The organism is Candidatus Nanopelagicales bacterium, assembly GCA_037045355.1.
Classification (GTDB): domain Bacteria; phylum Actinomycetota; class Actinomycetes; order S36-B12.
On sequence record JBAOHO010000012.1, the window covers coordinates 334844 to 360729 of the forward strand.

General features: G+C 66.4%; 22 protein-coding genes, 1 tRNA gene and 1 pseudogene. 9 read left to right on the forward strand and 15 right to left on the reverse strand.

All coding sequences use genetic code 11. The annotated features are described in order from the left end of the window. Window positions 1-269: 269 nt before the first annotated feature. Window positions 270-356, reverse strand: a tRNA-Leu gene (locus V9E98_06360). Between the two features lie 215 nt (window positions 357-571). Here V9E98_06360 and V9E98_06365 point away from each other — a divergent pair. The 3 genes from V9E98_06365 to V9E98_06375 all read left to right on the forward strand — a co-directional run bounded on the left by V9E98_06365 (window position 572) and on the right by V9E98_06375 (window position 4248). Further along, window positions 572-1933: an MFS transporter gene (locus V9E98_06365; protein ID MEI2716604.1), complete on the forward strand. Its 1362-nt coding sequence runs from the start codon at window positions 572-574 to the stop codon at window positions 1931-1933. Window positions 1934-2176: 243 nt separating this feature from the next. After that, window positions 2177-3163, forward strand: a complete 987-nt coding sequence (gene ppk2 / locus V9E98_06370; protein ID MEI2716605.1) for a polyphosphate kinase 2 — start codon at window positions 2177-2179, stop codon at window positions 3161-3163. Then, entirely contained in the window at window positions 3163-4248 is a 1086-nt protein-coding gene (locus V9E98_06375; protein MEI2716606.1) for a hypothetical protein, read from the forward strand. Before ppk2 ends, V9E98_06375 begins: the two co-directional genes overlap by 1 nt. Before the next feature lie 361 nt (window positions 4249-4609). Here the strand turns inward: V9E98_06375 and V9E98_06380 are convergent, their stop codons facing one another. Further along, complete coding sequence (locus tag V9E98_06380; protein MEI2716607.1) at window positions 4610-5230, reverse strand: DUF6069 family protein; 621 nt, start codon at window positions 5228-5230, stop codon at window positions 4610-4612. A 120-nt stretch (window positions 5231-5350) separates the two neighbouring features. Between V9E98_06380 and V9E98_06385 the strand changes: the two are divergent. The 4 genes and pseudogenes from V9E98_06385 to V9E98_06400 all read left to right on the forward strand — a co-directional run bounded on the left by V9E98_06385 (window position 5351) and on the right by V9E98_06400 (window position 9308). Further along, window positions 5351-5407, forward strand: a pseudogene (locus V9E98_06385) (acyl-CoA dehydrogenase N-terminal domain-containing protein). 1 nt (window position 5408) lies between these two features. Continuing rightward, window positions 5409-7199, forward strand: a complete 1791-nt coding sequence (locus V9E98_06390; GenBank protein ID MEI2716608.1) for an acyl-CoA dehydrogenase — start codon at window positions 5409-5411, stop codon at window positions 7197-7199. Window positions 7200-7312: 113 nt separating this feature from the next. After that, entirely contained in the window at window positions 7313-8188 is an 876-nt protein-coding gene (locus tag V9E98_06395; protein ID MEI2716609.1) for an LLM class flavin-dependent oxidoreductase, read from the forward strand. Window positions 8189-8324: 136 nt separating this feature from the next. Continuing rightward, window positions 8325-9308, forward strand: coding sequence for an alpha/beta hydrolase (locus V9E98_06400; GenBank protein ID MEI2716610.1), 984 nt, complete (start codon window positions 8325-8327; stop codon window positions 9306-9308). A 123-nt stretch (window positions 9309-9431) separates the two neighbouring features. Here the strand turns inward: V9E98_06400 and V9E98_06405 are convergent, their stop codons facing one another. The 3 genes from V9E98_06405 to V9E98_06415 all read right to left on the reverse strand — a co-directional run bounded on the left by V9E98_06405 (window position 9432) and on the right by V9E98_06415 (window position 11233). Further along, complete coding sequence (locus V9E98_06405) at window positions 9432-10199, reverse strand: sigma-70 family RNA polymerase sigma factor (protein ID MEI2716611.1); 768 nt, start codon at window positions 10197-10199, stop codon at window positions 9432-9434. Window positions 10200-10274: 75 nt separating this feature from the next. After that, window positions 10275-10505 carry a DUF2892 domain-containing protein gene (locus tag V9E98_06410; protein MEI2716612.1) on the reverse strand — a complete coding sequence of 77 codons (231 nt, stop codon included), beginning with the start codon at window positions 10503-10505 and terminating at the stop codon, window positions 10275-10277. Window positions 10506-10795: 290 nt separating this feature from the next. Next, window positions 10796-11233, reverse strand: a complete 438-nt coding sequence (locus V9E98_06415) for a rhodanese-like domain-containing protein (GenBank protein MEI2716613.1) — start codon at window positions 11231-11233, stop codon at window positions 10796-10798. 70 nt (window positions 11234-11303) lie between these two features. Here V9E98_06415 and V9E98_06420 point away from each other — a divergent pair, with 70 nt between their 5' ends. After that, the gene (locus V9E98_06420; protein MEI2716614.1) at window positions 11304-11870 is read left to right on the forward strand and encodes a DUF1801 domain-containing protein; all 567 of its coding nucleotides are present in this window, start codon (window positions 11304-11306) and stop codon (window positions 11868-11870) included. Beyond that, complete coding sequence (locus tag V9E98_06425; protein MEI2716615.1) at window positions 11854-12786, forward strand: hypothetical protein; 933 nt, start codon at window positions 11854-11856, stop codon at window positions 12784-12786. The genes V9E98_06420 and V9E98_06425 overlap by 17 nt, the downstream gene beginning before the upstream one ends. A gap of 19 nt (window positions 12787-12805) precedes the next feature. On the opposite strand, the gene V9E98_06430 is transcribed toward V9E98_06425, so the two are convergent. From V9E98_06430 to V9E98_06475, 10 genes are all read right to left on the reverse strand, one after another. After that, the gene (locus V9E98_06430) at window positions 12806-13567 is read right to left on the reverse strand and encodes a peroxide stress protein YaaA (GenBank protein MEI2716616.1); all 762 of its coding nucleotides are present in this window, start codon (window positions 13565-13567) and stop codon (window positions 12806-12808) included. Window positions 13568-13592: 25 nt separating this feature from the next. Then, complete coding sequence (gene cysC, locus V9E98_06435; protein MEI2716617.1) at window positions 13593-15485, reverse strand: adenylyl-sulfate kinase; 1893 nt, start codon at window positions 15483-15485, stop codon at window positions 13593-13595. Next, window positions 15485-16405, reverse strand: a complete 921-nt coding sequence (gene cysD, locus V9E98_06440) for a sulfate adenylyltransferase subunit CysD (GenBank protein ID MEI2716618.1) — start codon at window positions 16403-16405, stop codon at window positions 15485-15487. Before cysD ends, cysC begins: the two co-directional genes overlap by 1 nt. Before the next feature lie 31 nt (window positions 16406-16436). Next, window positions 16437-17153 (reverse strand): hypothetical protein, encoded by a 717-nt coding sequence (locus V9E98_06445; protein ID MEI2716619.1) that lies wholly within the window; start codon window positions 17151-17153, stop codon window positions 16437-16439. A 103-nt stretch (window positions 17154-17256) separates the two neighbouring features. Next, on the reverse strand, window positions 17257-18150 hold the full coding sequence (locus tag V9E98_06450) for a DNA-formamidopyrimidine glycosylase family protein (protein ID MEI2716620.1): 894 nt from the start codon (window positions 18148-18150) through the stop codon (window positions 17257-17259). Then, window positions 18150-19376, reverse strand: a complete 1227-nt coding sequence (locus V9E98_06455; GenBank protein MEI2716621.1) for an acetyl-CoA hydrolase/transferase C-terminal domain-containing protein — start codon at window positions 19374-19376, stop codon at window positions 18150-18152. The genes V9E98_06450 and V9E98_06455 overlap by 1 nt, the downstream gene beginning before the upstream one ends. Continuing rightward, on the reverse strand, window positions 19376-19822 hold the full coding sequence (locus tag V9E98_06460) for a response regulator (GenBank protein MEI2716622.1): 447 nt from the start codon (window positions 19820-19822) through the stop codon (window positions 19376-19378). Before V9E98_06460 ends, V9E98_06455 begins: the two co-directional genes overlap by 1 nt. Beyond that, entirely contained in the window at window positions 19819-22050 is a 2232-nt protein-coding gene (locus tag V9E98_06465; GenBank protein ID MEI2716623.1) for an ATP-binding protein, read from the reverse strand. Before V9E98_06465 ends, V9E98_06460 begins: the two co-directional genes overlap by 4 nt. A gap of 79 nt (window positions 22051-22129) precedes the next feature. Further along, complete coding sequence (locus tag V9E98_06470) at window positions 22130-24115, reverse strand: S8 family serine peptidase (GenBank protein MEI2716624.1); 1986 nt, start codon at window positions 24113-24115, stop codon at window positions 22130-22132. Between the two features lie 79 nt (window positions 24116-24194). Then, entirely contained in the window at window positions 24195-25730 is a 1536-nt protein-coding gene (locus tag V9E98_06475) for a GGDEF domain-containing protein (protein ID MEI2716625.1), read from the reverse strand. Between the last annotated feature and the right edge of the window lie 156 nt (window positions 25731-25886).

A 25886-nucleotide genomic window follows, 5' to 3' on the forward strand; every position in this document is an offset into this window, starting at 1 on the left:
ACCAGAGCGTACCCCACCAGGTACGTATACGTACATATGAGTACTTATCGGCGGGAATGCCGCTCGATTGCATGCGGGCAGCGATCGGCCCACGCGGCTATCGCTCGTTCCACGCTGAGGGCGGTGATGAGACCGTTGGTTGCTGGCACTTCTTCCAACGTGCCGGTGTCCACCGAAAATGACTCATCTTGCGCCAACAAGTTTCCGGGGGTTACTTCGGGCGGAGGTACGCGCCCTGTCTTCTGGAAAATCCCCCAGTCTGTGGTGGTTGGTGCGCGAGGGGGGAGTTGAACCCCCACGCCCTTGCGGGCACACGGACCTGAACCGTGCGCGTCTGCCTATTCCGCCACTCGCGCTCACCGGTCGAAATGACCGGGCTCAGGGTATCACCGCCGGAATAGCCACCTGGCGGTCGTCAGGCGAGCACGATCATTTCGCAGGGCCGGAGCGGGGTCGGGGTCACTGCAGAACCGCACCTGACGATCGCGGCCGGCAAGCGCACTGGAGGGAGCAACGGAAGAGCGATGTTCTTCCCCGGTGAACCGCCCACTTGGTCCACTACGGTCGGCATGTGACTACTGATCAGCAGTCGGCTCCGCAGCTGGGCAAGGGCACGAAGATCGGCTACGCGTTCGGTTCGCTCGCCACCGGGACGTTCGGCACGGTTCCCGGATTCCTGCTGGTCATCTATCTGACAGACACCCTCGGGGTCGCCGCGGCCATCGCCGGACTCGCGGTCGCGATCCCCAAGTTCTGGGACGTCATCTTCAACCCGATCGTGGGCGGCTGGTCCGACCGCACCAACAGTCGGATGGGACCACGCCGGCCGTGGATGCTCGCCGGTGCCATCATCCTTCCGATCTTCTTCATCGCGCTGTTCTCGGTTCCCGCCGGACTGTCCCCCACGACGAGCGCCATCATCGTCGCGGTCGTGTTCCTGATCGCGGCCAGCGCATACGCCTTGTTCCAGGTCCCGTACGTTTCCATGCCGGCAGAGATGACGTCCGACTATAAGGAGCGCACCTCTGTCGTCGCCTTCCGCATCGTCGCCTTGACCCTGGGCATCCTGATCTCCGGCTCGCTGGCCCCGGTCCTCGTCAACGCCGGGGGTGGCGGATACGCGGGCCACACCCTCATGGCTGTCGTCATCGGGCTGTTCATGTGCGTGACGATGCTCGTCGCCGTCGTCGGTACCCGCAAGGCGCCCCGGACCTCCGTCCCGTCGGGGAGCACCAGCCTGCTCACCGCTTTCCGCGCAGCCCGCGGCAACCACTACTTCATGCCGTTGTGGGGTGCGTTCGTGCTCCAGGCGCTCGCCAACGCGGCCATGCTGGCGACCGTCCCGTATGTCGCCCGCTACATCCTGAACAACCCCGGGTCGGAGTCCATCCTCTTCGCGGCACTCGTCGGCCCCGCGATCCTGGTCATGCCCTTCTGGGCCTGGCTCGGCAAACGCACCGACAAAACTCACGGCTATGTCATCGGCTCGGTCTGCTACCTCGTAGGGGTGATCGGGCTGCTCGCCGCCCGGATCTTGCCCAGCGGTGTGATCATCGCGCTCGTGGCCCTCATGGGCATCGGATACGCCGCCATGCAGCTGTTCCCGCTGGCCATGCTCCCCGACACCGTCTCCGTCGACGAGGCCCGAAGCGGTGAGCGGCGCAGCGGCATGCTCACCGGACTGTGGACAGCTGGCGAGACCGCCGCCTTCGCGATTGGACCCGGAATCGTCGGATTCATCCTGGGCGCCTTCGGGTTCGTCTCCTCCGAAGGTGGCGCCGGAACCACTCAGACCGACACCGCCCTGACCGGCATCGTCGTCGCCTTGTCGATCCTGCCCGCCGTCGCCATGGGTCTGAGTCTGTGGCTGATCAGCCGCTACACCCTGACCGAGTCCGTCCTCGAGCAGGAGCTCGGCGCCGCCCGAACCTGACGACCGCGGGACCAGCCCACCGCAGGTCGGATCGGGCCAGTTCCGGCTGGACCCGACTGAGCGGATCCGGGTCGGCGCACCGAGAGTGCGCCGAGCATGCGCCAAGAATGGCCGAGCATGCGCCAAGAATGAAAGTGAACAACAGCGGTACTGCCACGCGTGCCGCGCCCGCCGGTCCTACAGTCGGGGCGGAACCGCCCATCGGCGCGGAACCGCCGATCGAGGAGCCACCGAGGAGCCACCGTGTCTGATGACCACTACTTCGACATCGAAGCCGTCATGGACCTCCATGACATCATCGCGTCGCTTCAGGATCTGGACGACGACGAGTTCGAGGAACGCGGCCTGACGGTCACCGGCACCTGGGACGAGGTCGACGACCCCATTCTGATCGGGCCGGACGGCACCCCCGTCGACACCTGGAAAGAGGGCTACCCCTACGACAAGCGGATGAGCCGGCGCGAATACGAGATGACCAAGAGGCTCCTGCAGATCGAGTTGCTGAAGATGCAGAGCTGGGTCAAGGACACCGGCCAACGAATCTGCATGCTCTTCGAAGGCCGCGACGCCGCCGGCAAGGGCGGCACCATCAAGCGGTTCATGGAGCACCTCAATCCCCGTGGCGCGACGGTGGTCGCCCTGACCAAACCGACGGAGAAGGAGAAGGGCGAGTGGTACTTCCAGCGTTACGTGGCGCACCTTCCCAGTGAGGGCGAGATCGTGCTGTTCGACCGCAGTTGGTACAACCGCGCTGGAGTCGAAAGGGTCATGGGCTTCTGCACCGATGACGAGTACCAGGAGTTCATGCGGCAAGCCCCGGAGTTCGAGCGGATGCTCGTGCGCTCCGGCATCACCCTGATCAAGTTCTGGTTCTCAGTGTCCCGCAAAGAACAGGTCACCCGGTTCACGATCCGGCGCATCGACCCCGTACGCCAGTGGAAACTCAGCCCGATGGACCTCGCCTCGCTGGACCGCTGGGACTCCTACACCGAGGCCAAGGAGGCCATGTTCTGGTACACGGACACGGACTGGGCCCCCTGGACTGTCGTGCGCAGCAACGACAAGAAGCGCGGCCGGCTCGAGGCGATGCGCTGGGTCCTCGCGCAGATGGACTACCCGGAGAAGGACGAATCCGTCGTCGGCACCCCCGATCCCAACATCGTCGGACCACCGTCAGTCATCTACGAGACCGGTGAGAACACCGGAACGGTCTATCCCGTCCTGACCTGATGGTCGACTGGGCCGAGCGTGCGGACGAGGCCTGGCAGGCCCTCATCGCCGCCACCCGCAGCCCCGGTCTGCGCGGGCCCCGCATCCATGAACCCGGACGGATCGCGATGGTCGCCGCTTGGCCGATGAGTCAGGTGCTGCACGCCGCCGCGCTGCTCGCCGCGGCGGGAGTCCCGACCCGTGCTTACGGTCCTGATCAGGTGTGGCGGTCGTTGCGCCGCTTCCGCAAGGCCGACGGGTTCGCCGATTCTGCCCTGGGGGGCACCCGGTACTTCGACGACAACGCCTGGATCGGTCTCGCGTGTGCCCAGCGCGCCCTGCTCGCGGTTGGTGAGACCGCGGTGGGCGAGACATCGGCGGTTGGGAACGCGGATGGCGCCCTCCCGGCGGGTAGGGCCACGGCGGGGGGGACCACGGCGGGTGGGGCCTCGGCGGGGGAGACGAGGTCCGTGTGGGCACGCCGGGCCCGGGCCTCGCTGAAATTCGTCAGTCAGGGAGTGCGCCGGGACGGCGGTGTGCTGTGGGTCGAAGGAGGCTCTGACCTGAACGCGTGCTCCACCGGATCGACCGGTCTGCTCGCTGCCGCGGTCGGTCATTTCGACGGGCGACGGTATCCACTGGCTGACGCCGCGGGGGAGTTCCTCGACCACGAACTCGGTGATGCCGAAGGTCTGATCGCCGATCGTGTCTCACCGTCTGGTGAAGTCGATCCTTCAGTGTTCACCTACAACCAGGGCCTGGCGATCCAACTGCGGATCGAGCGCGGTCTGTTGCGCCCGGCCGAAGCTCTCGCGGAGTCCGTCCAGGATCACTTCGGCGAAACGGGATTCTGGCGGCATGCCCTGGCTTTCAATGCGATCTACTTACGCGCTCTGCTCCGGCTCGACGCGGTGACGGGGACCGGCCGCTGGCAGGACGTCGTGACCCAGTACACCGACCGTCTGTGGCGGGATGCCCGCGATCGGCGGGGCTTGATCAGCGGGGCGGGCAGGTACGACTCCGGATTCGTGTTGGATCACGCTGCAGCTGTCGGAGTCATGGCCGCCCTGGCCCTGCCGATTGAGTCCCAGCGCCTGGTTCTCTGAGTCGTCACCGCGTCGGCCGCCGTGATCTCGCCGTATGTGGCCGCCACGCGGCACGAGGTGGCCGACAAACGGCACTCTGTGCGCGAGGTCGCAGGTCAGGTGTGGAGCCCCGGTTTGCGGGCTGGAGTCGGCGGGGGACCGGCGCACCACGCGCAACACGCGCGGCAGCGATTGGTGCCTGAGCTCGCCGACCGATTGCCGCAACCCCGCCAACCAAGGACGTCATGTCGCCAAATGCGGCGACATCACATCCTGCGCCGGAGTAGTCGGACCGAACCGGCTATCGCGGGGCGGCCGGATGTATCCGCGGCGACCGGATGTCTCCGCGGCGAACGAAGTGGTGAATCGAGAGCCAACCGGGTCAGGTGAGAACTTCGCGGTACCCGGCGGTGACTCTGGGGTCACTGTCACCGACGACCCGCGCCACCTGCGGGACGATGATCGCCCAGGTCACCACGTGCATGACCCCCAGCCAGATCCGCGTGGGCCAGGTGACCGCACCGGGTTGGAGGAACGGCCCGGACAGCGACGCGAGCATGGCGGCGGTGCCGAGCCAGAAGGTCCACCGCTGGCAGCCCCGCACTCCCAAGAAGATCGCCGCGATGAGCGAACCCACCACGCCGACCACCAGGGGCAGAAGCAGCACCACAAGCCACGGCACCGGCTCCATCTGGTCCGATCCCGGGCGGGCCACCAAATAGTCGACGCCGAAGATGCCACTGATGAGGCGGATCAGCAGACACACGATCCCCGCCGTCGATCCGGTCACCCAGCCCGCAGTCAGGACGGTCTTGGTGGTCGGGACAGAACTCAGCGGCGGCGGGATCGGCGTCACCGAATCAGCGTTGGCGGCAACCGCGTCGACTCCCGGCGGCAGTTCGCGCGGCGGCTGCTGATCCGCGGACGTGGCCATGGGGACATCCTGCCGCACCGGGGCCGTCGGGCGCGCCATGGCAGCCGGTTCGCCGAGAGTGCGACGCACGGCACACCCCCGCGTCTTGCGCAGGTTACTGGCGAGTAGCATGATTGGAGTTACTGGCGGGTAACCTACCCGCCTGCCGGTGCCTCGGGGGTGGGGCGCCGTTCCTGGAAGGGATCCGGCATGAGCCATTACAAGAGCAACCTGCGCGACATCGAGTTCAACCTCTTCGAGGTCTTCGGTGCCGGCGACTGGATGGGCACAGCAGCGTTCGAGGACATGGACGTCGCCACGGCCAAGGACTTCCTCAAGCGAGACCAACGAACTGGCGACCGGCCCGCTGTCGGACACGTTCGCCAGCGCGGACCGCAACCCGCCCGTCTACGACCCGAAGACCTACTCGGTCACGATGCCCGAGGACTTCAAGCGCAGCTACCAGATGCTCATGGACGCCGAGGGCTGGCGCATGGAGATCCAGCCCGAGATCGGCGGCATCTCGACACCGCCGAGCCTGCGTTGGGCAGTGGCCGAACTGGTCCTGGGCGCCAACCCGGCCGCGTTCATGTACATGTCCGGCCCCGGATTCGCCGGAATCCTCTATGACTTGGGCAACGAGGTCCAGAAGAAGCAGGCCGAGCGCATGATCGAGGGCCAGTGGGGCGCCACCATGGTGCTCACCGAACCTGACGCCGGCTCCGATGTCGGTGCGGGCACGACCAAGGCCTTCCCGAACGAGGACGGCTCCTGGCGCATCGAAGGCGTCAAGCGCTTCATCACGTCGGCCGAGCACGACATGTCCGACAACATCGTCCACCTCGTCCTCGCACGCCCCGTGGGTGTCGAGGGTGCGGGCGGCCCGGGCACCAAGGGCTTGTCGCTGTTCGTCGTGCCGAAGTACCACTTCGACCCCGACACCGGCGAACTGGGCGAGCGCAACGGCGCCTACGTCACCAACGTCGAGAAGAAGATGGGTCTGAAGGTCTCCACGACCTGCGAGATCACGTTCGGCGACAAGGAGCCCGCCATCGGTTGGCTCGTCGGTGACGTGCACGACGGCATCGCACAGATGTTCAAGGTCATCGAGTACGCCCGCATGATGGTCGGCACCAAGGCGATCGCCACCCTCGGCACCGGCTACCTGAATGCTTTGGACTACGCCAAGAATCGCGTTCAGGGTGCGGATCTGACCCAGATGCTGGACAAGACCGCCCCGCGCGTGTCGATCATCCATCACCCCGACGTACGCCGTTCGCTGATGCTGCAGAAGACGTACGCCGAGGGGATGCGCGCCCTGGTGTCCTACACGGCCTCGTGGCAGGACCGCATCGCCGCCGCCGAGCACGGCGCGGAGGACATCGATGTCGACATGGCTGAGCGGATGAACGATCTGCTCCTACCCATCGTCAAGGGTGTCGGTTCGGAGCGCTCCTACGAGATGCTGGCCCAGTCTCTGCAGACGCTGGGTGGTTCCGGCTTCCTGCAGGACTACCCGATCGAGCAGTACATCCGCGACGCCAAGATCGACAGCCTCTACGAGGGCACGACCGCCATCCAGGGTCTGGACTTCTTCTTCCGCAAGATGGTCCGCGACCAGTTCAAGGCCGTTTTCCACCTGGCGGGCCAGATCACCGAGACCGTCAAGGGCGGCGCCGACGGCGACCAGCTCGCGGCAGAGCGGGAACTGCTCAACACCGCGCTGGAGGATGTCCAGGCCACCATCGGCAAACTCGGCGAGTGGGCCATGGCCTCGCAGACCGACGTGGACGAGATCTACAAGGTCGGCCTCAACACCACCCGCCTGCTGATGATGGTCGGCGACCTTGTGATCGGTTGGCTCCTGCTGCGCCAGGCCGAAGTCGCTGCTGCGGCGTTGGCTGCCGGTGCCTCGGACAAGGACAAGGACTTCTACACCGGCAAGGTCGAGGCCGCCAAGTGGTTCGCCCACAACCGGCTGCCGCTGCTGACTGCGGAGAAGGTCGCTGCCCTGAACACTGATCTCGACATCATGAAGCTGCCGGAGAGCGCTTTCTGATCTCGATCACGACGGTGATCCGGAGGCTACTCCGGATCCCGTGACACGAGGCCCTGCCCCACACCCCCGGGGCAGGGCCTCGTTGTCTGTACGGCGCGTGACAGGATCCAGTCGTGCGCCTCGGTGTCCTGCTCATCCCCACAGATTCCTGGCCCGTCACAGTCGCTCGGGCGCAACACCTGGAGGCCCTGGGCTACGCACACCTGTGGACGTACGACCACCTGTCCTGGCAGCGATACCAGGACAAGCCATGGCATGCGGCCATCCCCTGGCTGACCGGGATCGCCGCAGCCACCACCACCATCCGCCTCGGCACGATGGTGACGTCACCCAACTTCCGGCACCCCGTCACCTTGGCCAAGGACGCCATGTCGCTGGACCATGTGTCCGCCGGACGGCTCACCTTAGGTGTGGGCGCCGGAGGTGTCGGCTTCGACGCGACCGTCTTCGACGACCCGATCCTGACCCCAGGCCAGCGCGCCACCCGACTCTCCGACTTCGTGACCGTTCTCGATGGACTGCTGCGCAACCCCACCTACACCACGGACAACGAGCGTTACTCCGTCAATGAAGCCCGCATGATCCCCGGCTGTGTCCAGCGACCGCGCCTCCCCCTGGCGATAGCGGCCACCGGGCCGAAGACGATCGCCGTCGCCGCGGAGTTCGGTGACGCGTGGATCACCGAGGGCGAACCGACGGAGCCCGCACCGACGGCCGCCAGTTGCGAAGAGGCGATGCGTCGACAGACTGCACTACTCGACCGGAGTTGCGCCGACCAAGGCCGCGACCCGGCCTCGATCGAGCGGATCTTCCTGCTCAGCAACCGGGCCGAACGACCATTGGCGGACCTGGCTGCTTTCACCGACTTCGTGGCCAGGTATGAGGCCCTCGGGTTCACCGACATCGTCTTCCACGATCCACGTCCCGACGATCCGGTCTGGGATGACGACCCTGCGACGGTCGATCGCATCGCCGACAAGTTCCTGTGACCGATCCCGGATCAACCGGGGCCTCTCTTCCGAGCCAGGTGCGGTCGGGACTCCCGCGAGTGCGGTGTCACACTGGGACGGCACGAGGGCCGCGCGCACTGTGACGCGCGTGGCGCACGACGTGAGGAGCAGATGTATGGCCGACACTGCGGCCCGGGGACCGGCAGGCACCTCGCGGTACTTCGACTACGACGGTCCGGTCCACTACCTCGACTACGGGGGCCGCAGGGATGGGCCGCTCGTGGTGTGTGTCCACGGTCTGGGTGGTTCGGCGATCAGTTTCGACCTCATCGCCGCTCTGCTGGCTGCTGAATGCCGCATCTACGCCGTGGATCTGATCGGGCATGGCCGCACTCCTGTCCTGGGTCGTTCCGCGACGGTCGGCGCCAACCGTCGCGTCGTGGACCACTTCATGCGCGAGGTCGTGGGCGAACCAGCTGTGGTGATCGGCAACTCCATGGGTGGGTTGATCGCGCTGCTCCAAGCGGCCAAGCGCCCGGATTCCGTCGCCGGTTTGGTGCTGATCGGTCCTGCGCTGCCGCTGACGGGACTCGTGCTCAAGGACGTTCGTCGCGCCGTGGAGTTCGCCGTGCTGGCCACCCCTGGCCTCGGAAGCGCCGTGGTGTCCCTGTGGACGCGGTTCGCTTCTGCCGAACGCCAAGTGGGCCGGATGCTGCGCCTCGTGGCGTTGGACCCGACCAAGATTCCCGACGAGTTCCGGCACGCGGCGACCGCGCTGGCCGAGGAACGGCGCAGATTCTCGGGCAATCACAACGCGCTCGTGCAAGCCGCGCGCTCGGTGGTCTTCGCGATCACCAGTCCCTGGTACGTCGCCCAACTGGAGGGCGTCCGATCGCCGGTGCTCCTTATCCACGGCCGCCACGACCGCCTCGTCTCGATCAGACAGGCCGACGAAGCTGCGCAGAAGTACGACTCATGGCGCTTCGAGGTCATGGACCATGTCGGCCATGTCCCGCAACTCGAAGACCCAGCCCTGGTCACGGACACGATCCTTGAATGGATGTTCACCGAGCGGCCCGAGGTGGCCGATCAGGCGGAAGGCGCTCAACTCGTCGAGGCGGTCGTCGACGTCCGGGAGCAACGGTCGCGGCGAGCCTGAATCGCTACCTGGATCGGTGGTGCGACCGCATGCGGCGGTGTGGACGATCGGCTGGGTCGGGCGGTAGCGACTGGATCACAGCATCCGAAGCTTGTAGTAGCCGGAGGAGCGGTGCAGCCGATGTCAGGCCCGGGCGCGCTCGCTGATCCGGGACAGCACGGCCGGGTCGATCACGGAATCCGGATCGCGGCCACCCGCCTTCAGCGCTTCGGTGGCTCCCACCAATGACGCATAGAGCGGCGGGCAGGTCGGACAGGTGTCCAAGTGAGCCTCGAGCAGCTTGCGGTCGGACTGGGGCAGGTCGTCATCGAGGTAATCGCTGACCTTCGCTCGCGCCTCCCAGCATCCGAGCGGGACGCCTTTCAAAGCAGCGCGCCGCTCGGCGCCTTGGGCCAGAGCGCTGACGAGCATCATGCGTCCTCTCCGCAGCCGTTGTTTCGCAGCGGGCAGACTCACCGCCTGGACCTCGGCGACCTGCTGGTTCGTCAGGCCGTGAGCGTCGTGCAGGACGACCGCGGCCCGGTAATCGAAGGGCAGCCGGACCAACGCATCGAGCAACTCGTCGGAGGTCTCGGCTCGCGCCACGACCGTGGCCGCATCGACGGTGTACGCATCGTCGCGCCAGTCCTGCTCGACTTGGTCGACGACGTCTTCGGTGGCGAACTCCCGCTGCCGGCGGAACGCATCCACCGCCAGGTTGTGCAGGATGCGGTGCAGCCAGGTCTGGAGGGCAGCATCGCCGCGGAAACTCTCCGACCGTTCCAAGGCTCGCACGAGGGTGTCGGAGACGAGATCCTCGGCCAGGGTCTCGTCCGCCGTGATGGACCGTGCATATCGGAGCAGCCCGGGGATCGCTGCAGTGAGCAAGGGGGCGAGTTCATTGCGGTCCATGAGGGAGACGATAGGAGGTGGGCAGTGGCGACAGTGACGGCGGCGGGCCTGATGCTCGCCGCCGCCACTGTGTGGTCACTGGTGCGCCGGGACCTTCTTGTTCTGCGGCACCTTGCAGGTGCTGATTCCGAAGACGCGGTACAGGGGGCAGAAGCCCACGGCCGCGGTCACGAGCATGACGGCCGCGACGACAAGCAGGATGATTCCGACGATGGAACCGAAGCCGACCAGGTACGCCGCGATGGCTGCCACGACGGCGACCACTACTCGGATGCCTCGGTCGATGCTGCTTTCGTTGGTCTTCATGATTTCCTCCACGTTGTTGGGTTGTGCCTCATAGACGCAGGAGGACGCGAAAGGGATACATCGATCGAGACGACTGGTGAAGGCACACATGACTGAACGAGGGCAACCCTCCAGGCGTTGCCCTCGTTCATGTGCTTGTTGTGTCGATCCGGGCACCCCCGTAATCGGTGTCCGGAGCGGGTGACCGCAAGAAGATCAATGATCGGAAGCGGTGAACCTCATGGGCTTCTTATGCCCGAGTGATCCAGCGGGCAAACGCCCGCGCCGTCCCGTGGCCAAGATGTGTCGTATCAGACAACCGGGAAGCCGGCGGACTGCCAGGCCCCGATCCCGCCCTGAAGGTCGTACAGGGACACGAAGCCGTCGTTCTGCATCTGCGTGGTGGCGACGCCGGATCGGTTCCCGGAGCGGCAGTAGACCGCGTAGGTCTTCTTGGGGTCCAGTTCAGCGATCTGTGCCGCGAAATCGGGACTGGCGATATCGATGTTGACTGCGCCCTCGAGGTGACCGGAGGAGAACTCGGCCGGCGTGCGCACGTCGATGACTGTGGCGCCCTGCTTGATGGCGGCGTCGAACTCCTCGGGCCCGACCTTCTGCACACCTGCCACCTGTTCCGTGGCCGCGCCAGCCGGTGGGGCCACGGCGGTGTCGGCGGCGGAACTGCAACCGGCGAGAAGCACGGCCGAGACAGCCAGGGAGCCAAGGGCGATGGTGAGGGTACGACGCATGGAGAAGATCATACCCTAGGGGGTATAGGGCCGGAGATGAGCTCGGTGATCAGAGCGTAGGGTCTCGCGTATGGCGAACGATGTGATCGACGACCATCTGGACCGGTTTGCACCAGAACAGCGCGCGGCTCTTGAGCGCACGTGCGAGACGATCCGAGCCGCGCTGCCTGGAGCGGCCCCGGAACTCAAATACGGGATGCCCACCTTCACCATCGACGGGGTTGCCGTCGTGGGTGTGGAGGGGTTCCGCAACCACAACAGCCTGTTCCCCTACAGCGGGTCCATCGTCACTGCCTTGGCCGCCGATCTCGCGAACTTCACGACGTCGAAAGGCACCGTCCAGTTCCCCCGCTCCGATCCGTTTCCGGCCCCACCCCTGAGGCGAATCCTCAAGGCACGCATCCAGGAGATCAACGACAGTTACCCGAAAGCCTCCGGAGTGACCAAGGAGTTCTACGACAACGGGTTCCTCAAGGCCAAAGGCAAGATCCGAGGCGACCGGATGTCAGGCGATTGGCAGTGGTTTCGCCGCGATGGAACGCTGAAGCGATCCGGCTCGTTCCGGGCCGGCGAGCGGGTCGGAGAGTGGACGACATACGACGCCGAGGGTGCGCCCTATCGTGTCACGCATTACTGACGTGGCCGCTGTCGAGTCGCACGTCTCACCGGGGTTCACGCCCGACCTGAACGCCATCCTGCGCCCGATGTTGCGCGGCAGGACTGATCCCACGCTGCGGCTGGACGGCACGGTCGCCTGGCGTACCGCCGTGACTCCCGACGGCCCCGTCACTCAGCGGCTAGTCGTGGCCGATGCCCGGGTGGCGAGCAGTTGTTGGGGTCCAGGAGCGGAGTGGATGGCAACCCGAACGCCGGACCTGATCGGCGCCAACGACCACGGCTGGGCCACGTTCGACCCTGCCCCGGGCCTGGTCGCGGACCACTGGCGTCGGCACCGGAACAGTTGGCGGGTACCCAGGGCTCACAACGTGTGGGAGTCGGCGGTCGCCGCCGTGCTGGAACAGAAGGTGACCGGGCTGGAGGCGAAGCGGGCCTGGCACGCCCTCGCCCGCGAGTTCGGGGAACCGGCGCCGGGGCCGGCGCCCGAGGGACTGCGGGTCCTTCCGGATCCCCAGACGGTTCGCCGGGTTCCCTCGTGGTGGTGGCGCCGCAATGCCGTGGACCGAACCAGGTCGGACACGATCATGCGTCTGGCCGCGATCCCCCATGTCCTGTGGCGCTTGCCCCATGAGGCTTCGAGCGAGGCCCGCCGTCTGCTCACGTGCGTGCGCGGAGTGGGCGACTGGACTTACGCGGAGGTCGCTCAGCGCGCGCTCGGCGACCCCGATGCGGTGAGCGTCGGGGACTTCCACCTCGCTGCGGACCTGGTGTACGCCCTCACCGGTTCCTTCGACGGGGACGACGAACAGATGCTGGCACTACTGCAGCCGTACACCGGGCATCGCTACCGCGCAGTGCGGATGCTCGAACTGTCCCGAGTGACCCGACCGCGGCGGGGACCGCGGTTCGCAGTGCCGGCGCATCGCTACGGGTGACGATCGTGGGCGGGTCTGGTCAGGGCTGGACGACCTGCAAGTTCCAGGGGCTTCGGCCGGTGCGTGGTGGCGTCAACGCGCACTCGAAGACTTCGCCGACGGCTTCGGCGAGCCTCTCCGGGGAGCGGGGCTGGGTCCCGGAGCGCGCGCACAGGTGCCGCGCCACCAAGCCCCGAGTGTGCTTGGCCATGTGTGATACGGCGGTCCGCGAGTCCGCGCTGAGCACACTGATGTGGACGGTCCGCGTCGGATCCCCGGGCCAGGCGGCCCGGTAGGGAGCCGAACGACAATCCACTGCCACCGTGCGCTCGGACGACGAGTCAAGGACGGACTCCAGGTGTGGTCGCCAGAATCTCGCCAGCGGCCCGATGCCCGGCAGGTCCACAGTCATGGACAGGCGGTAGGCCGGGACCCGATCAGTCAGCCTCATCGCCCCCCACAGAGCCGAGACGACAAGGACACAGTTGGTGGCGCGGCGTCGCGCCTGAGGGGAGACAGTGGCCAGGTCCAAGGCGTCGTACAGCACGCCGGAGTAGATCTGACCGGCCGGCGCGGCCGGCGCGCTCCACAGGTCGATGTTCGCGCGGACGTCGTCCTCGACGGATGCACCAACCCCCAGGACCTCGAGGGCGTCAGATCGAGCGCTGACTGCGGCCAGTGCGTCACCGACCTGGACGCGTGCATCGGTCAGGTCGGGGAACGACAAAGCGCTCACGTCAACCGGCCGCCGCCGCTTGGGTGCGGGGGTCTTGCCCTCGGACGGCGGCAGCAGGATCAGCACGGTGCCGCCCGGCAGCCTGCGGGAGTCACTCGCCCAGGACGGCCCGCGCGAGCTTCTCCGCGGACACTGCCACTGCGTCCTGTCCGTTCAGGTGAACGTCGGGGTGCTCAGGGGGCTCGTAGTCCTGCCCGACACCGGTCATGTTCGGCAACTGGCCGGCGGCGGCCTTGCGGTACAGGCCCTTCGGGTCCCGCGCCTGGGCGACCTCGAGCGGGGTGTCGACGTAGACCTCGAGGTACTCGCCCGCGTCGAAGATCTCCGCAGCGGCGCGGCGGTCCGAACGGTACGGGGACACGAGCGCGACGATCACGACCAGACCGGCGTCGGCCATCAACTTCGCAACCTCGGCCACTCGGCGCACGTTCTCGGCGCGATCCTCCGGCGTGAAACCGAGATCGCGATTCAGACCGGTGCGCACGTTGTCGCCGTCGAGCACGTAGGTGTGGACACCCTGCGCGTGCAGCATGGCGACGGTGGCGTCGGCGATCGTGGACTTGCCCGAGCCGGACAGACCGGTCATCCACACCACGCGAGGTGAGTGGCCTTTGAGCCGTTGGCGCGCTTCGCGGTCGACCGCGTAGTCGTGCGGAGTCACGTTGAACGCACGCCGCATCGCATGGCGGGTCAGGCCGGCGGCGACAGTGTCGCTGGTGACCCGGTCGACCAGCAGGAACCCGCCTGTGTCGCGGCACAGGTCGTACTCGTCCAGCGGGATCGGAGAGTCGGTGGCCAACTCGACACGGCCGATGTCGTTCATGTTGAGCAACCGGGCAGCGTCATGGTTGCCGGTCACGACGTCGAGGCGGTGACGGACAGATGTGACCGTGGCGGGCACAACCTTGGGGCCGATGTACAGCAGGTAGGAGCGGCCGTGGGCAAGGGGTTCTTCACCGGTCCACACAAGGTCGGCGGCGAAACGGTCGGCGGGCTTGGCCTGGCCTTCGCCCGCAGCACACAGCAGATCGCCTCGGGTGATGTCGACCTCGCGATCGAGCGTGATGGTGACAGTCTGTCCGACGGTCGCCACCGCCAGGTCGCCGTCGTAGGTGACGATCCGGTCGACGGTCGCGGTCTGTCCGGAGTCGGCCACCGCGATGATCTGGCCGGGCCGGACCTCTCCGGCCACGACGGTGCCGGAGTAGCCGCGGAAGTTGCCTTCGGCGCGGCTGATCAACTGCACCGGCATGCGGAACGGATCAGCGGTGTCCCGATCGGTGGGCTCCCACGCCACGAGGGCGTCCATGACCGTGGGTCCGTGGTACCAGGGCATCGTCTCGAGGTCGGAGTCGATCACGTTGGCGCCGGTGACAGCGCTGACCGGGATGGCGGTCACCTCGTCGATGCCGAGCCGAGCCGCTGCTGCCCGGACCCCGCCGGACAGCTCCTCGAAGGTGGCGTGTTCGAAGCCCACGAGGTCCATCTTGTTGATGGCGACCACCACGCTGGTGACTCCCATCAGGGCGCATACGGTGAGATGGCGGTAGGTCTGGGGCCGCAGGCCGCGCGCGGCATCGACGAGCAGGACTGCCAGATCAGCGTTGGAGGCGGCCACGGACATGTTGCGGGTGTACTGCTCGTGACCGGGGGCGTCGGCGATGATGACCCGGCGACCGCTGGGCAGATTGAGGTGCCGGTAGGCGACGTCGATCGTGATGCCCTGTTCGCGCTCGGCCTCGAGCCCGTCGGTGAGTAGTGAGTAGTCGATCTCGCCGACGGGGATGGTGGATCCGCCCCGACGGGTGGTCCGGGCGTACTCCAACTGATCGATGGGTACGGAGTCGGTCTCGACGAGCAGGCGTCCGATCAGGGTGGACTTGCCGTCGTCGACGGAGCCGCAGGCGACCATGCGCAGCACGGCGGACTTCATGTCCGCCGCGCGCTGCAGGGAGTCGGTCTCGGAAACGATCAATGCGGTCATCAGAAGTAGCCCTCCGCCTTTTTGGCCTCCATGGACGAGGCTCCTTCGCCGTCGATCAGGCGCCCGGCGCGCTCCGACATCTTGGCCTGCCCCATCTCGGTGATGAGGGTGTCGAGGTCGGCGGCCTCGGATTCGACGGCACCCGTGAGCGGGTAGCAGCCCAAGGTCCGGAACCGCACGTTGCGGATCATGGGTTCTTCGCCTTCACGCAGCGGTAACCGCTCGTCGTCGACCATGATCAGCACGCCGTCGCGTTCCACCACCGGTCGCGGTTTGCTGAAGTAGAGCTCGGGGATGGGGATGTTCTCGCGGCGGATGTAGTGCCACACGTCCATCTCGGTCCAGTTCGAGATAGGAAAGGCGCGCATGGTCTGACCCTCGCTGAGCCGGGTGTTGGCGGTGCGCCAGAACTCGGGGCGCTGCTTGCGGGCGTCCCACCGGTGGCCGGGCTCGCGGAGGCTGAAGATGCGCTCCTTGGCGCGACTGCGTTCTTCGTCGCGGCGTGATCCGCCGATAGCGGCGTCGAACTTGTACTTGTCGAGGCCTTCGCGCAGGGCGACGGTCTTCATGATGCGCGTGTACTCGTGAGTGCCATGGGTGAAGGGGCTGATGCCTTCTGCGACGGCTTCGTCGTTCGTTGCGATCCGCAGGTCTAAGTTGAGCTCCTCGGCCCGCTGGTTGCGGAAGTCGATCATTTCGCGGAACTTCCACGTGGTGTCGACATGCATGACCGGCATCGGGATCGGAGCCGGCGCGAAGGCCTTGACCGCCAGATGCAGCAGCACTGAGGAGTCCTTGCCGATCGAGTACAGCAGAACGGGATTGCGGAAGGCCGCCGCCGTCTCCCTGAAGACGTGGATGGCCTCGGCCTCCAGCACGTCCAGTACCGAGTTCTGACTGATCCGTGGCGTGTCCGACACACCAACCTCCCTCATGGGCAACCTGCCCATACTAAATGTCCTGGGTCGCTGTCCCAGCCGCTCCATCACGCCCGAAGGCCACGACTTGGTCAACAACGGTCGCGATCTGCCCGACCGCCGCCTCGGCCAGTTCTATTGCCGCCCCGTGCACCTGATATCCGAGCACGTGTGGATCGGGAACATCGTGGTCGCTCCACGAGAGCGGATTCCGGTGGGAGGCCTCGGAATGGCCAGTCACCGGCGGCATCTGCCCACGGACTGAATCCATCGCGGAGACCCACCAACGCAGCCGCTCCTCGACGCCGGTGGGCATCAGGATCGATCCGGGGGGCTTTTGTCCAGGGGCGATGTACCCGGCGACTACTTGCGACAAACGTGCGGCTTGTCTCAGCGTGAACGTCTTCGCCTGCACCTCGGGGAATTGGGGCAGCACCTCGGCGAGGTGAGATCGGTCGAGACACAACACGAGATCGGATTGGGCGAGCATGTCCGGCGAGATCCGTCGGGCACCGTGCGGGTGAGCCGGTGGGGGTGTCCCGACCTGTCCGGCATAGGAGCGGGCGACGAACTCCCCGACCAGCGCACTGCTGAGGTCGCAGGCGGGTGAGCCTGCGGTGGCCGCCACGCCCGCGGAAGTCACCGCGATGTGAGTGTCCAGGTGGACGGCACTGAAGGCACGGCGCAGCAGAGTGGCGGTGGCAGGTGAGCGGCAGATGTTCGCCGTGCACACGACCAGGACCCGGAACACCGTGCCACGGTCCCACAGGCCACGGGTGACGGCGCCAATTTCAGGAGTCGGGCTTCTTCGGGAGTTGGGCTTCTTCGGGAGTCGGGCTTCTTCGGGAGTCGGGCTACTTCAGGAGTCGGGACAGTCGGCGGTCGGCCAACGGCTTGCCCCCGGTCTGGCACGTGGGGCAGTACTGGAACGACGAGTCCGCGCTGGCGACCTCACGAACGGTGTCGCCACAGACCGGGCACGGCTGCCCCGTCCGACCGTGAACGGCCATGCTGGAGCGCTTGCCGTCCTTCAACTCGGAGGGAGGCAACTCTCGGGCCGAGGTGACTGCTTGGGCGAGGACCGACTCAAGTGCCGCGAACAGTGCTGCGCGTTGTTCGTCAGTCAGCGAATCGGCGCCGGCAGCCGGACTGAGCCGGGCCTTGTGCAAGATCTCGTCGGAGTAGGCGTTACCCACCCCGGCGAGGACGGACTGATCCCGCAGGACGGTCTTCAGGTGCCTCCTGCCCGCAGCGGCCAAGATGTCGGCCAGGCTCTGGGCAGTGAAGGTGTCGGCGAGAGGGTCGGGGCCAAGGCGGGCGATCCCGGGTACCTCTGCCGGGTCGTGCACCACATACACGGCAAGCCGTTTCTGGGTCCCAGCCTCGGTCAGGGAGAATCCGCCCACGACCGAGCCGCCATCGTCGGCGAAGGTGAGTCGGGCGGCAAGAGGGCCACGACCCATCCTCACCGGCTGCCGCGACGGGGAATCCGACCACGCGAGCCACCCCGCGCGGGCGAGGTGAATCGCCAGGTACAGCGGGCTGCCGTCGGGATCCACGAGGTCGAGGACCAGGAACTTCCCGAATCGTTGCAGACCGATCACCCGGCAACCACGCAGGGCACTGACTGGGGGGTCGGCCGTCTTGATCGCGCTGATGGCGCCGACCTGGACGTCGGTGATGACGGATCCGGACAGCCGGGGCGTCACGTAGGTGAGCAGGCCTTCGATCTCGGGGATCTCCGGCATCAGGCCCGGCCCATCTCCTTCGCGGACTCCCAGAGGCCCTCGCGAGCCGACTCGTGGGCACAGTGTTCGATGATCTGGCGGGTCTGCTCGGCTTCGGTGTTGCCGAACACGCGGGCCATACCCACTTCGGTCACGACGGCCGAGTGCTGGAACGAGGTCACCGGCTCCTGGATCCGCGGCACGATCGTCGAGATGTTGGCCTTGGGGTGCCACGACGGCAATGCGATGTAGGCATGACCTCCGCGCGAGTGCAGGGCACCGACGATGAAGTCGGTGGAACCGCCGAAGCCCGAGTAGATGCGCCCATTGATCCGCGAGGCGTTGGCCTGCGCGGACAGATCCACCTGAAGCGCCCCGTTGACCGAGGTCATGATGGTCTGCTTGGCGATCCGGCCGGGATCGTTGGTGACCTCGGTGCGCATCATGCGGACGCGCTGGTTGTGGTCGACCCAGTCGTACAACTCCTGGCTGCCGAAGAGGAATGAGGCGATCAGCGGCTGGGATTCGCTCAGACAACCCTTGCGGGCGAGGGCGAGAACACCGTCGCTGAACATCTCGCTCCAGATCTTCAGCCCGTCGTGACCGGTCAGTCCGGCGAGTACGGCGTCGGGTACGCCGCCGATCCCCAACTGCAAGGTGGCCCCGTTGGGCACCCGCTGCGCGATGCGGTCGCCGATGAGTCGTGCGGTGTCGCCCAACTTGCCCGGTGGGTTGACGTTGAGGGGCTCGTCGACTTCGAGGAAGTAGTCGATGTCGTCGACGTCGACTTGGGCGTCTCCGTACGTGTAGGGCATGTGCTTGTTGACCTGCGCGATGACCAGTCCGCCCCGTTTGCGGACCGCTTCGATGGCGGCGGGCAGGATATTGACCTCGAGACCCAGGCTCACATGGCCGTTCTCCGGTGGCGTCGTGTGGATCAGGATCAAGTCGGGGGGCAGCCGTCGGTGGAACAGGATCGGGACCAGACTCAGGCGGCAGGGGACGTAGAGCAGCCCGGGGGTCTTGCGCATGCCCGGCCCGACGAAGGTGGTCTCGTGCTTGACGCCTGAACGATGGGGCAGATGGCCGTGGGCGTTGAGCATGTGGAGCTTGTACTCGGGCAGACCCTTGTCCACCGCCTTCAGCAGGTGTGTCGGAGTCGCGAAGTTGCCCGACACCACGACTCGGGGGTCTTCTTTGAGCCGGGCCAAGACCGAGGGAAGTCGTTCTGTCGTGATCTGCTTCATCAGTCGTTACCACCCAATCCGCCGAACTCCTTCATGATCTCAGTTGCCGAGGGGTCCGATTCCGACCCCCCCGACTCCTCGGATCCCGGGATGAGGCGGTCCACCCAGTCGAGCAGGTGGTTGGGGTCGAAAGGCTTGGGCAGGAACACCGATGCCCCGGCGGTCCACCCCGCCCATGTGGTGTCGTCGTCGGCGGCCGCTGTCAACAAGATGATGGGCAGGTCATTAGCCGAACGGGTCTGGCGCAAAGTCCGCAGCACATCCAGTCCGGACATGCCCGGCATCATGATGTCGAGCACGATGAGGTCGGGTTGCTGGTCGTTCACGGCTTCGAGTGCCGAGGGCCCGTCTGCGGCTTCGATGACAACGTGACCCTCGAGCTCCAGGACGTCGCGGACGAGTGAGCGCACCGTGGGCTCGTCGTCCACAACGAGAATCTGGGTCATGTTGTCTCCTCGGACACTGGAAGCCTAAGTCGGAATGTACTGCCCTTGCCCAACTCCGACTCTACGGAGATGTCCCCGCCCATCGCACGGGCCAACTCCCGTGAGATGAACAACCCCAGCCCGCTGCCCCCGGTTGTCATGGTCATCGGATCCTCGACGCGGTAAAAGCGTTCGAAGACTCGCTCCAAGGCGTCTGCCGGGATTCCGCGACCATGGTCGGTGACAGCGACGACAGCCCACGGCTGTCCGTCCGTGCGCCCGTACTCCACCTGGATGGCCGCGTCGTCGGGGGAGTACTTGCCGGCGTTGCCGATCAGGTTGGACAGACACTGCACCGCCCGCCCTCGGTCGCACCGTACGGTGACATCGGTGCCCACGATCTGCACTCGCTTCGCCAGATTCGGGAACGTGTCCATGGTCTCCTCGATCAGGTCGGACAGATCCGCGTCAGTCAGGTCGACGTCGAGTCGGGTCTCGTCGATCTCGGAGACTCGCGAGGCCAGGAGTAGGTCATCGACGAGGCGGGACAGGTGGTTGGCTCGTTCCTCGATCGTCTCCAGCACCGTCGATCGCTTCTCCGGCGTCATGCGCTCCCATCGAGTGGCCAGTAGGCGGGCGTAGCCCTTGATCGGTGTGATGGGGGTTCGCAGTTCATGGGACACGGTGGCGATGAAGTCGGACTTCATCCGCTCCACGCGACGCTGCTGGGTCACGTCGCGGACGGTCATCACGGACAGTTGGGCCTCATCGTCCAGCGGCACGACTGCGACGTTGAGTTCGCGAAGCTCGTCATCGGTCCGGGTGATGGTCACGAACCGGCCCTCGGCCCCGGTGTCACTGCCTCGCAGCTCAGCCAAGACCTGCAGACCCTCCAACTCGGCGACTGCCGCGGGATCCTGTGCAACCGACTGCGAGACGCCGGTGATGAACTCCATCGCCGGGCTCCACAGCACCACACTGCCAACTCCGTCGAACACCGCGATGCCATCGTTGGCGTTGTCGACAACGGCAGTGAGTTTGGCGGTCTCACCGCGGAGATCGGCGAGGAGTTGACTCGCCCGGATCGCGCTGGATAGGGAACCGGCGAGACTCGTCAGGACGGGAGCGTCTTCGCCCTTGAGAGCCCAGGAGTTCCGACCACCACGGGCCCAGGGCATCCGCCGTTCAAGACCCGAGAGTCCCGAGGATGCTCCGAGAGCGAGTGCGGCGGCCTCATGCTCACCAAGGTCCAAAGTGATGACTACGCCGTCGCGCCATCCCGTCGGCACCAAGGCGGCGGTGATCGGGCGAGCAGTGCGGTCAGCGGTGGCTGCCAACTGCAGTTCTGTGGGCTGAGCCGGTGAGCTCGAGACTTCACCTGCGTCTCGCGAGCCGAGGTAGCTCATTGCTCCGACGACGATCAGAACATCTTCGGCACCGAAGACGCGACGCACGGAGTCCGCTGCGGTCCGGGTCAACTGGACCGGATCCTGGGGCATGGAGAGAGTGTTGGACAACGCGACCATGTACCGAAGGCGCTCGACAGCTTCACTGCGGCGTTGTGCTGCCTGGTAAACGAACCAAAGGACCGCTGTGGGGACAACCGTGAACACGGTCAGCGTGGGTGCCACCGGGATGAGTGCCACGAAACTCGCCGCCACGCTGACTGACAGGAATGCAACGATGAGGGTAGGGATCCATTGACCCTTGTCGGTCAGGAATTCCCGGATCGGGATGTTCTCAGCTACCTGGAGTATCCAACTGAGTAGGAGCATGTTGATCGTGCCCCAAATGAGTGCCGCGACGAAGAGAGCGACGATGGACTGGGCGCTGAAGAGATCGCCGTGATCGGCCAGCGCCCAGTAGCTGACGAATAGCGCGCTCGTGGCGATTCCGTAGGACCCGGCATTGAACAGTCGCTTGATGGGCGGCCGACGCAGGATCCACTCGGCGATGATCGTGCCGGCCACGAGCAACGGCAGGGCGACGCTGGGAGTGAAAAGCAGCAGAGCCCCTATCATGACGAACTCGAAGTACGTCAGTTCCTCGAATCCGTCGCCGTGACGAACAGGGAAAAACATCAACTCAGAGACAACGGCGACGATCAGCAGGGCCGCGACCAGTGGAGTCTGATCCCATCTGATGAGGCCATCGGGAGTGGGGTGCGCCTCGAACCAGACCAGGGCACCAGCCACGGACAGAACCCCCGCCACCACCACGCCAAGCACCAAGGCGCGAGACGAACGCACTCGGTGACTCGAGGGTGAGGGCGCAGGAACCTGCAGACCCATTTGGGGAGTCTGGGTCATCTGGCCTCCGGGCTGGGTGTTACCGACCCCAGCCTGTCACGGCCCAGCGGCGTCCGGTCCAGATTTCGGTGGCCCAGCGGCGTCCGTCCCATGTGAAGTCGGCCCAGCGGCGTCCGGTCCAGGCTTCGGTGGCCCAGCGGCGTCCGTCCCATGTGAAGTCGGCCCAGCGGCGTCCGGCCCAAGCTTCGGTGGCCCAGCGGCGTCCTACCCAATCACTGGTGGCCCAGCGACGTCCGCCCCACTGCAACTCGGCCCAGCGGCGTCCGGTCCAGCCATCGGTGGCCCAGCGGCGCCCCTGCCAGTCCTCCGACCAGAGCTTTCCGATGTCGTCAGCCGACACCCGGGTCGTCCATGCGAAGGCGAGCCAGTCGGAACCCGCCCAGCGACGACCCTCCCATGCACCGGTCAACCAGGTGTCCTGTGCCCAGCGACGACCCTCCCAATCGATGGTGGCCCAGCGACGTCCGACCCAATCTTGGTCGGCCCACCGACGTCCGTTCCAGTCCTCGGTGGCCCAGCGCCGGCCGGCCCAGCGGCGTCCGACGAACTCGTCGTCATCGGACGTGAGTCCCCCGGTCAGGACAGCCAGGGACCAAGCGGTTGCTGCCCAGCGGCGGGTCTGCGGGGTCAGAGCCACCCAGGCCGCAACGACGGCCTTGAGGTCTCCGGCCTCCCAGGCGGCGGCGAAGGCGGCCCAAGCAGCGGCGTCAGCCTCATCAGGGGCGTAGGCGCCCTTTTCCCAGTCGTACCGCAGCGGCTTGGTGGCGTCCAGGTCGGTGCCGACGGCGGTGGTCAGATCGAGTTGACCGGAGCCAGCGCCATTGCGCACGGACAGGGAGTCTGAGGTGAAGGCAGTCCCCATGAGAAGACGCTTGACGTCGTCAGGCTTGAGTGACTCGCGAGCGCCGAGCAGGGCAGCCGCTGCACCAGTGGTGACGGCGGAGGACATCGAGGTCCCGGTTCCCTTGAAGTACTTCTCACCGACGACAGCTTCTGGGTTCTCGACGTCGGCCAACGAACCCTCGGCGCGCAGTGAGACCAGGGACACGCCGGGTGCGACGACGTCAGGTCGCATGATCCCGAACGAGTTGCTCCAGGCTGAGAAGTCCGCGACGGCATCGTCGGCGGGGTCGGTGGTCTTGCGGTCATCGGTGGCACCGACAGCGAGCAGGGCCGGATCGGCGGCGGGAGAAGTCACGGAGTTGAAGCCGTCGTTACCCGCGGCCACGACCACGGTGACTCCGTCGGCCCACAGCGTTCGCAGCCCGCGAGTCAGCGGATCGAGGTACGGAGGGAGCGGGCTTCCCGTGGACAGGGCCAGGGACAGTACTTTGACGCTGTCGTCGGTGGCTCGACGATCCGCGACAGCCTGCAAGCCGGCCAAGACCTTGGACAACGACGTGGTGCCATCGGGAAGTGCCACCTGGACGTCGAGCACCTTGGCGTCGGGAGCGACACCTTGGTAAGCACCATCGGAGGATGCACCGTTGCCGGCGATCAGCCCGGCCAGGAAGGTGCCGTGCCCCAGCCCGTCACCGGCTTGCCCGCCGGAGACGTTCACGTGCTCGACGTCCACTTCACCGGTGTCGGCGACCCCGGTGTCGACGAGAGCGACCGTCACCCCGGACCCCGTGGCGGAGTCAGGGGTGCGGATCGTCTCGCGGTAAGTGCTGACCGGAGCTGCGGAGGCTTCGGTCGTACTGCCGTTGAACGTCATCGCCTGGTCGGGGACAGCGACTGTCCCGGCAGGAGGAGGCGTTCCGGCGGGCAGAGTCACCAGCATGGCGCCGGCGACCGGGAACGATTGCAGGACCTGCCCGCCGGAGTGGGTGACATCGGCGGATACGGCGGACAGGTTTTCCCCTGCAACTGAAAGGAGGTAGCGGTTTTGCGGGTCCGATCCGGACGCGGAGGCCGCGGCCAGGAACGGTGTGACCAGCGCAACAGAAGCAACCCCAGCGAGTAGTCGCTTGCTGAGGATGCTGCCCCAAGGCTTTGTCCTCATGGCTGCCTCCGCACTCCGCACTCTTCCAAGATGAGGATCGGAAGGCCGGGTGGCCACATAAATGGGCCGATCGGGTGAATCAACTCGTCAGGGATGCCGCTGCGGGCCGCTCAGTCCCGGTTTCAGTGACTGAGTGGGTTCCGGCGTCTGAGCGGCTTCCGTTGCCTCTGCCGGTTCCGGCGCCTGAGCTGGATCCGACGGTCGATCGGGTACCGGAGGCCGCGCGGACTGTGTCCCGGCCGGCGGCCTTGGCCTCGTAGAGTGCGACGTCCGCCCGCGCGATGACCTCGTCAAGGTCGCCGTCACCGGCGGCGACGCCGATACTCACCGACAGATGGCCCGCAGGCGCGATGGCCGTGCAGTCCAGGGTGGCGACCGACGTGCGGATCCGGGCGGCCACGGCCTGGGCGACTCCGCAGTCGGCTCCGTCGAGCAGCAGCAGGAACTCGTCTCCGCCGTAACGGACCAAGAGGTCATGGGGCCGGATCTGCGACCGGATCACCTCGGCCACGAGTCGCAGGACGGCGTCTCCGGAACGGTGCCCGACCTGGTCGTTGATCTGCTTGAAGTAGTCGAGGTCGATCATGAGCGCAGCGAACGGGTGCCGGGTGGTCCACTGCGCCAGGGCCCGCCGATTTCCCACGCCCGTGAGCGGATCGCGGCGCACATCAGCGCGCAGCTGGGAGTTGGTCAGTATCGAGTCGCGCATGGACAGAACTCGCCGCATCGCCGTAGCGAGCGGACGACGCAAGGAATCGATCATCCGCCGGACGTCGGGGTCTTCGACCACGTGGGCAGATTCCGAGGCGAATCGGAGGTCGAGGGTGATCGGAGCAGGGTCGGGCAACACCACCCGCACGGTCCGGCTGGTATCAGGTGGCAACTGAGCGACGACCCTGCCACGGATTCCCCCCCGACCCCCCAGTTCGAACCAGGTTCCCTGGTCCTGCACGTAGGTTCGGACGGCGGTGATGCGGCCGACCGGAGCGAGGGCTGCCAACGCCCTCCCCTCCAAGGCGATGGGTGCCAGCGTCGTGAGCAGCACGTCCTCCAGATTGGCCCGCACAGACTCCAGGTGCGCCGGCAGCCGATGATCGTCCCCGGGATCGGTTCGGGCCCCGAACACCACGCCTGATTGCACATCGCGCAGCACGCATGTCGGATCCAGACCCACACCCGTTTCGGCCACCAGACACCGCGCACCGATGTCCAACCGTCCACCTGGCGGCAGAATTTCGATGGGTAGCCGGGTGCCGTAGTGCGACAACACCGGAAGCAGATCTGGGGTGGTCACGACCACCGCCTGCGAACCGAAGGACGCCTCCACCAGCGGCAGTGCCCCCAGCGTCGCCGGGTAGGCGTCATGTCCGAACACCCAGCGGATGTCCAAGTCCGCTCGCACCCGCGCGATCGCACCCAGCAAACCCGGCCAGGTCACAGATGAGCCGGGATCGATCAGCAGTGAACCGTTCGCGCCCACCAGTAGGTAGGCCACCACGGGACTCAGGTCCTGGCAGACAGCAGTGAATCTCCAGGTGCAGTCGTCAACTGCGGTGGCATCGACATCGACGGCCCGAGCGTCGGCACCGAGCAGGAATGCTCGTCCGTGCGACATGGCCATTGTCTGCTCCCCGCGCTGCACTGCTCGTGACCGGGATATCGGTCACGGGGGGACGCGACCGTAGCGGCACGTCCTGCGGCTCTGCCATTCGGGTGACCTCTCTTCCCATAAGGGTGACCACGCGGGGATCGGATTGCCGGGAATCCGGTG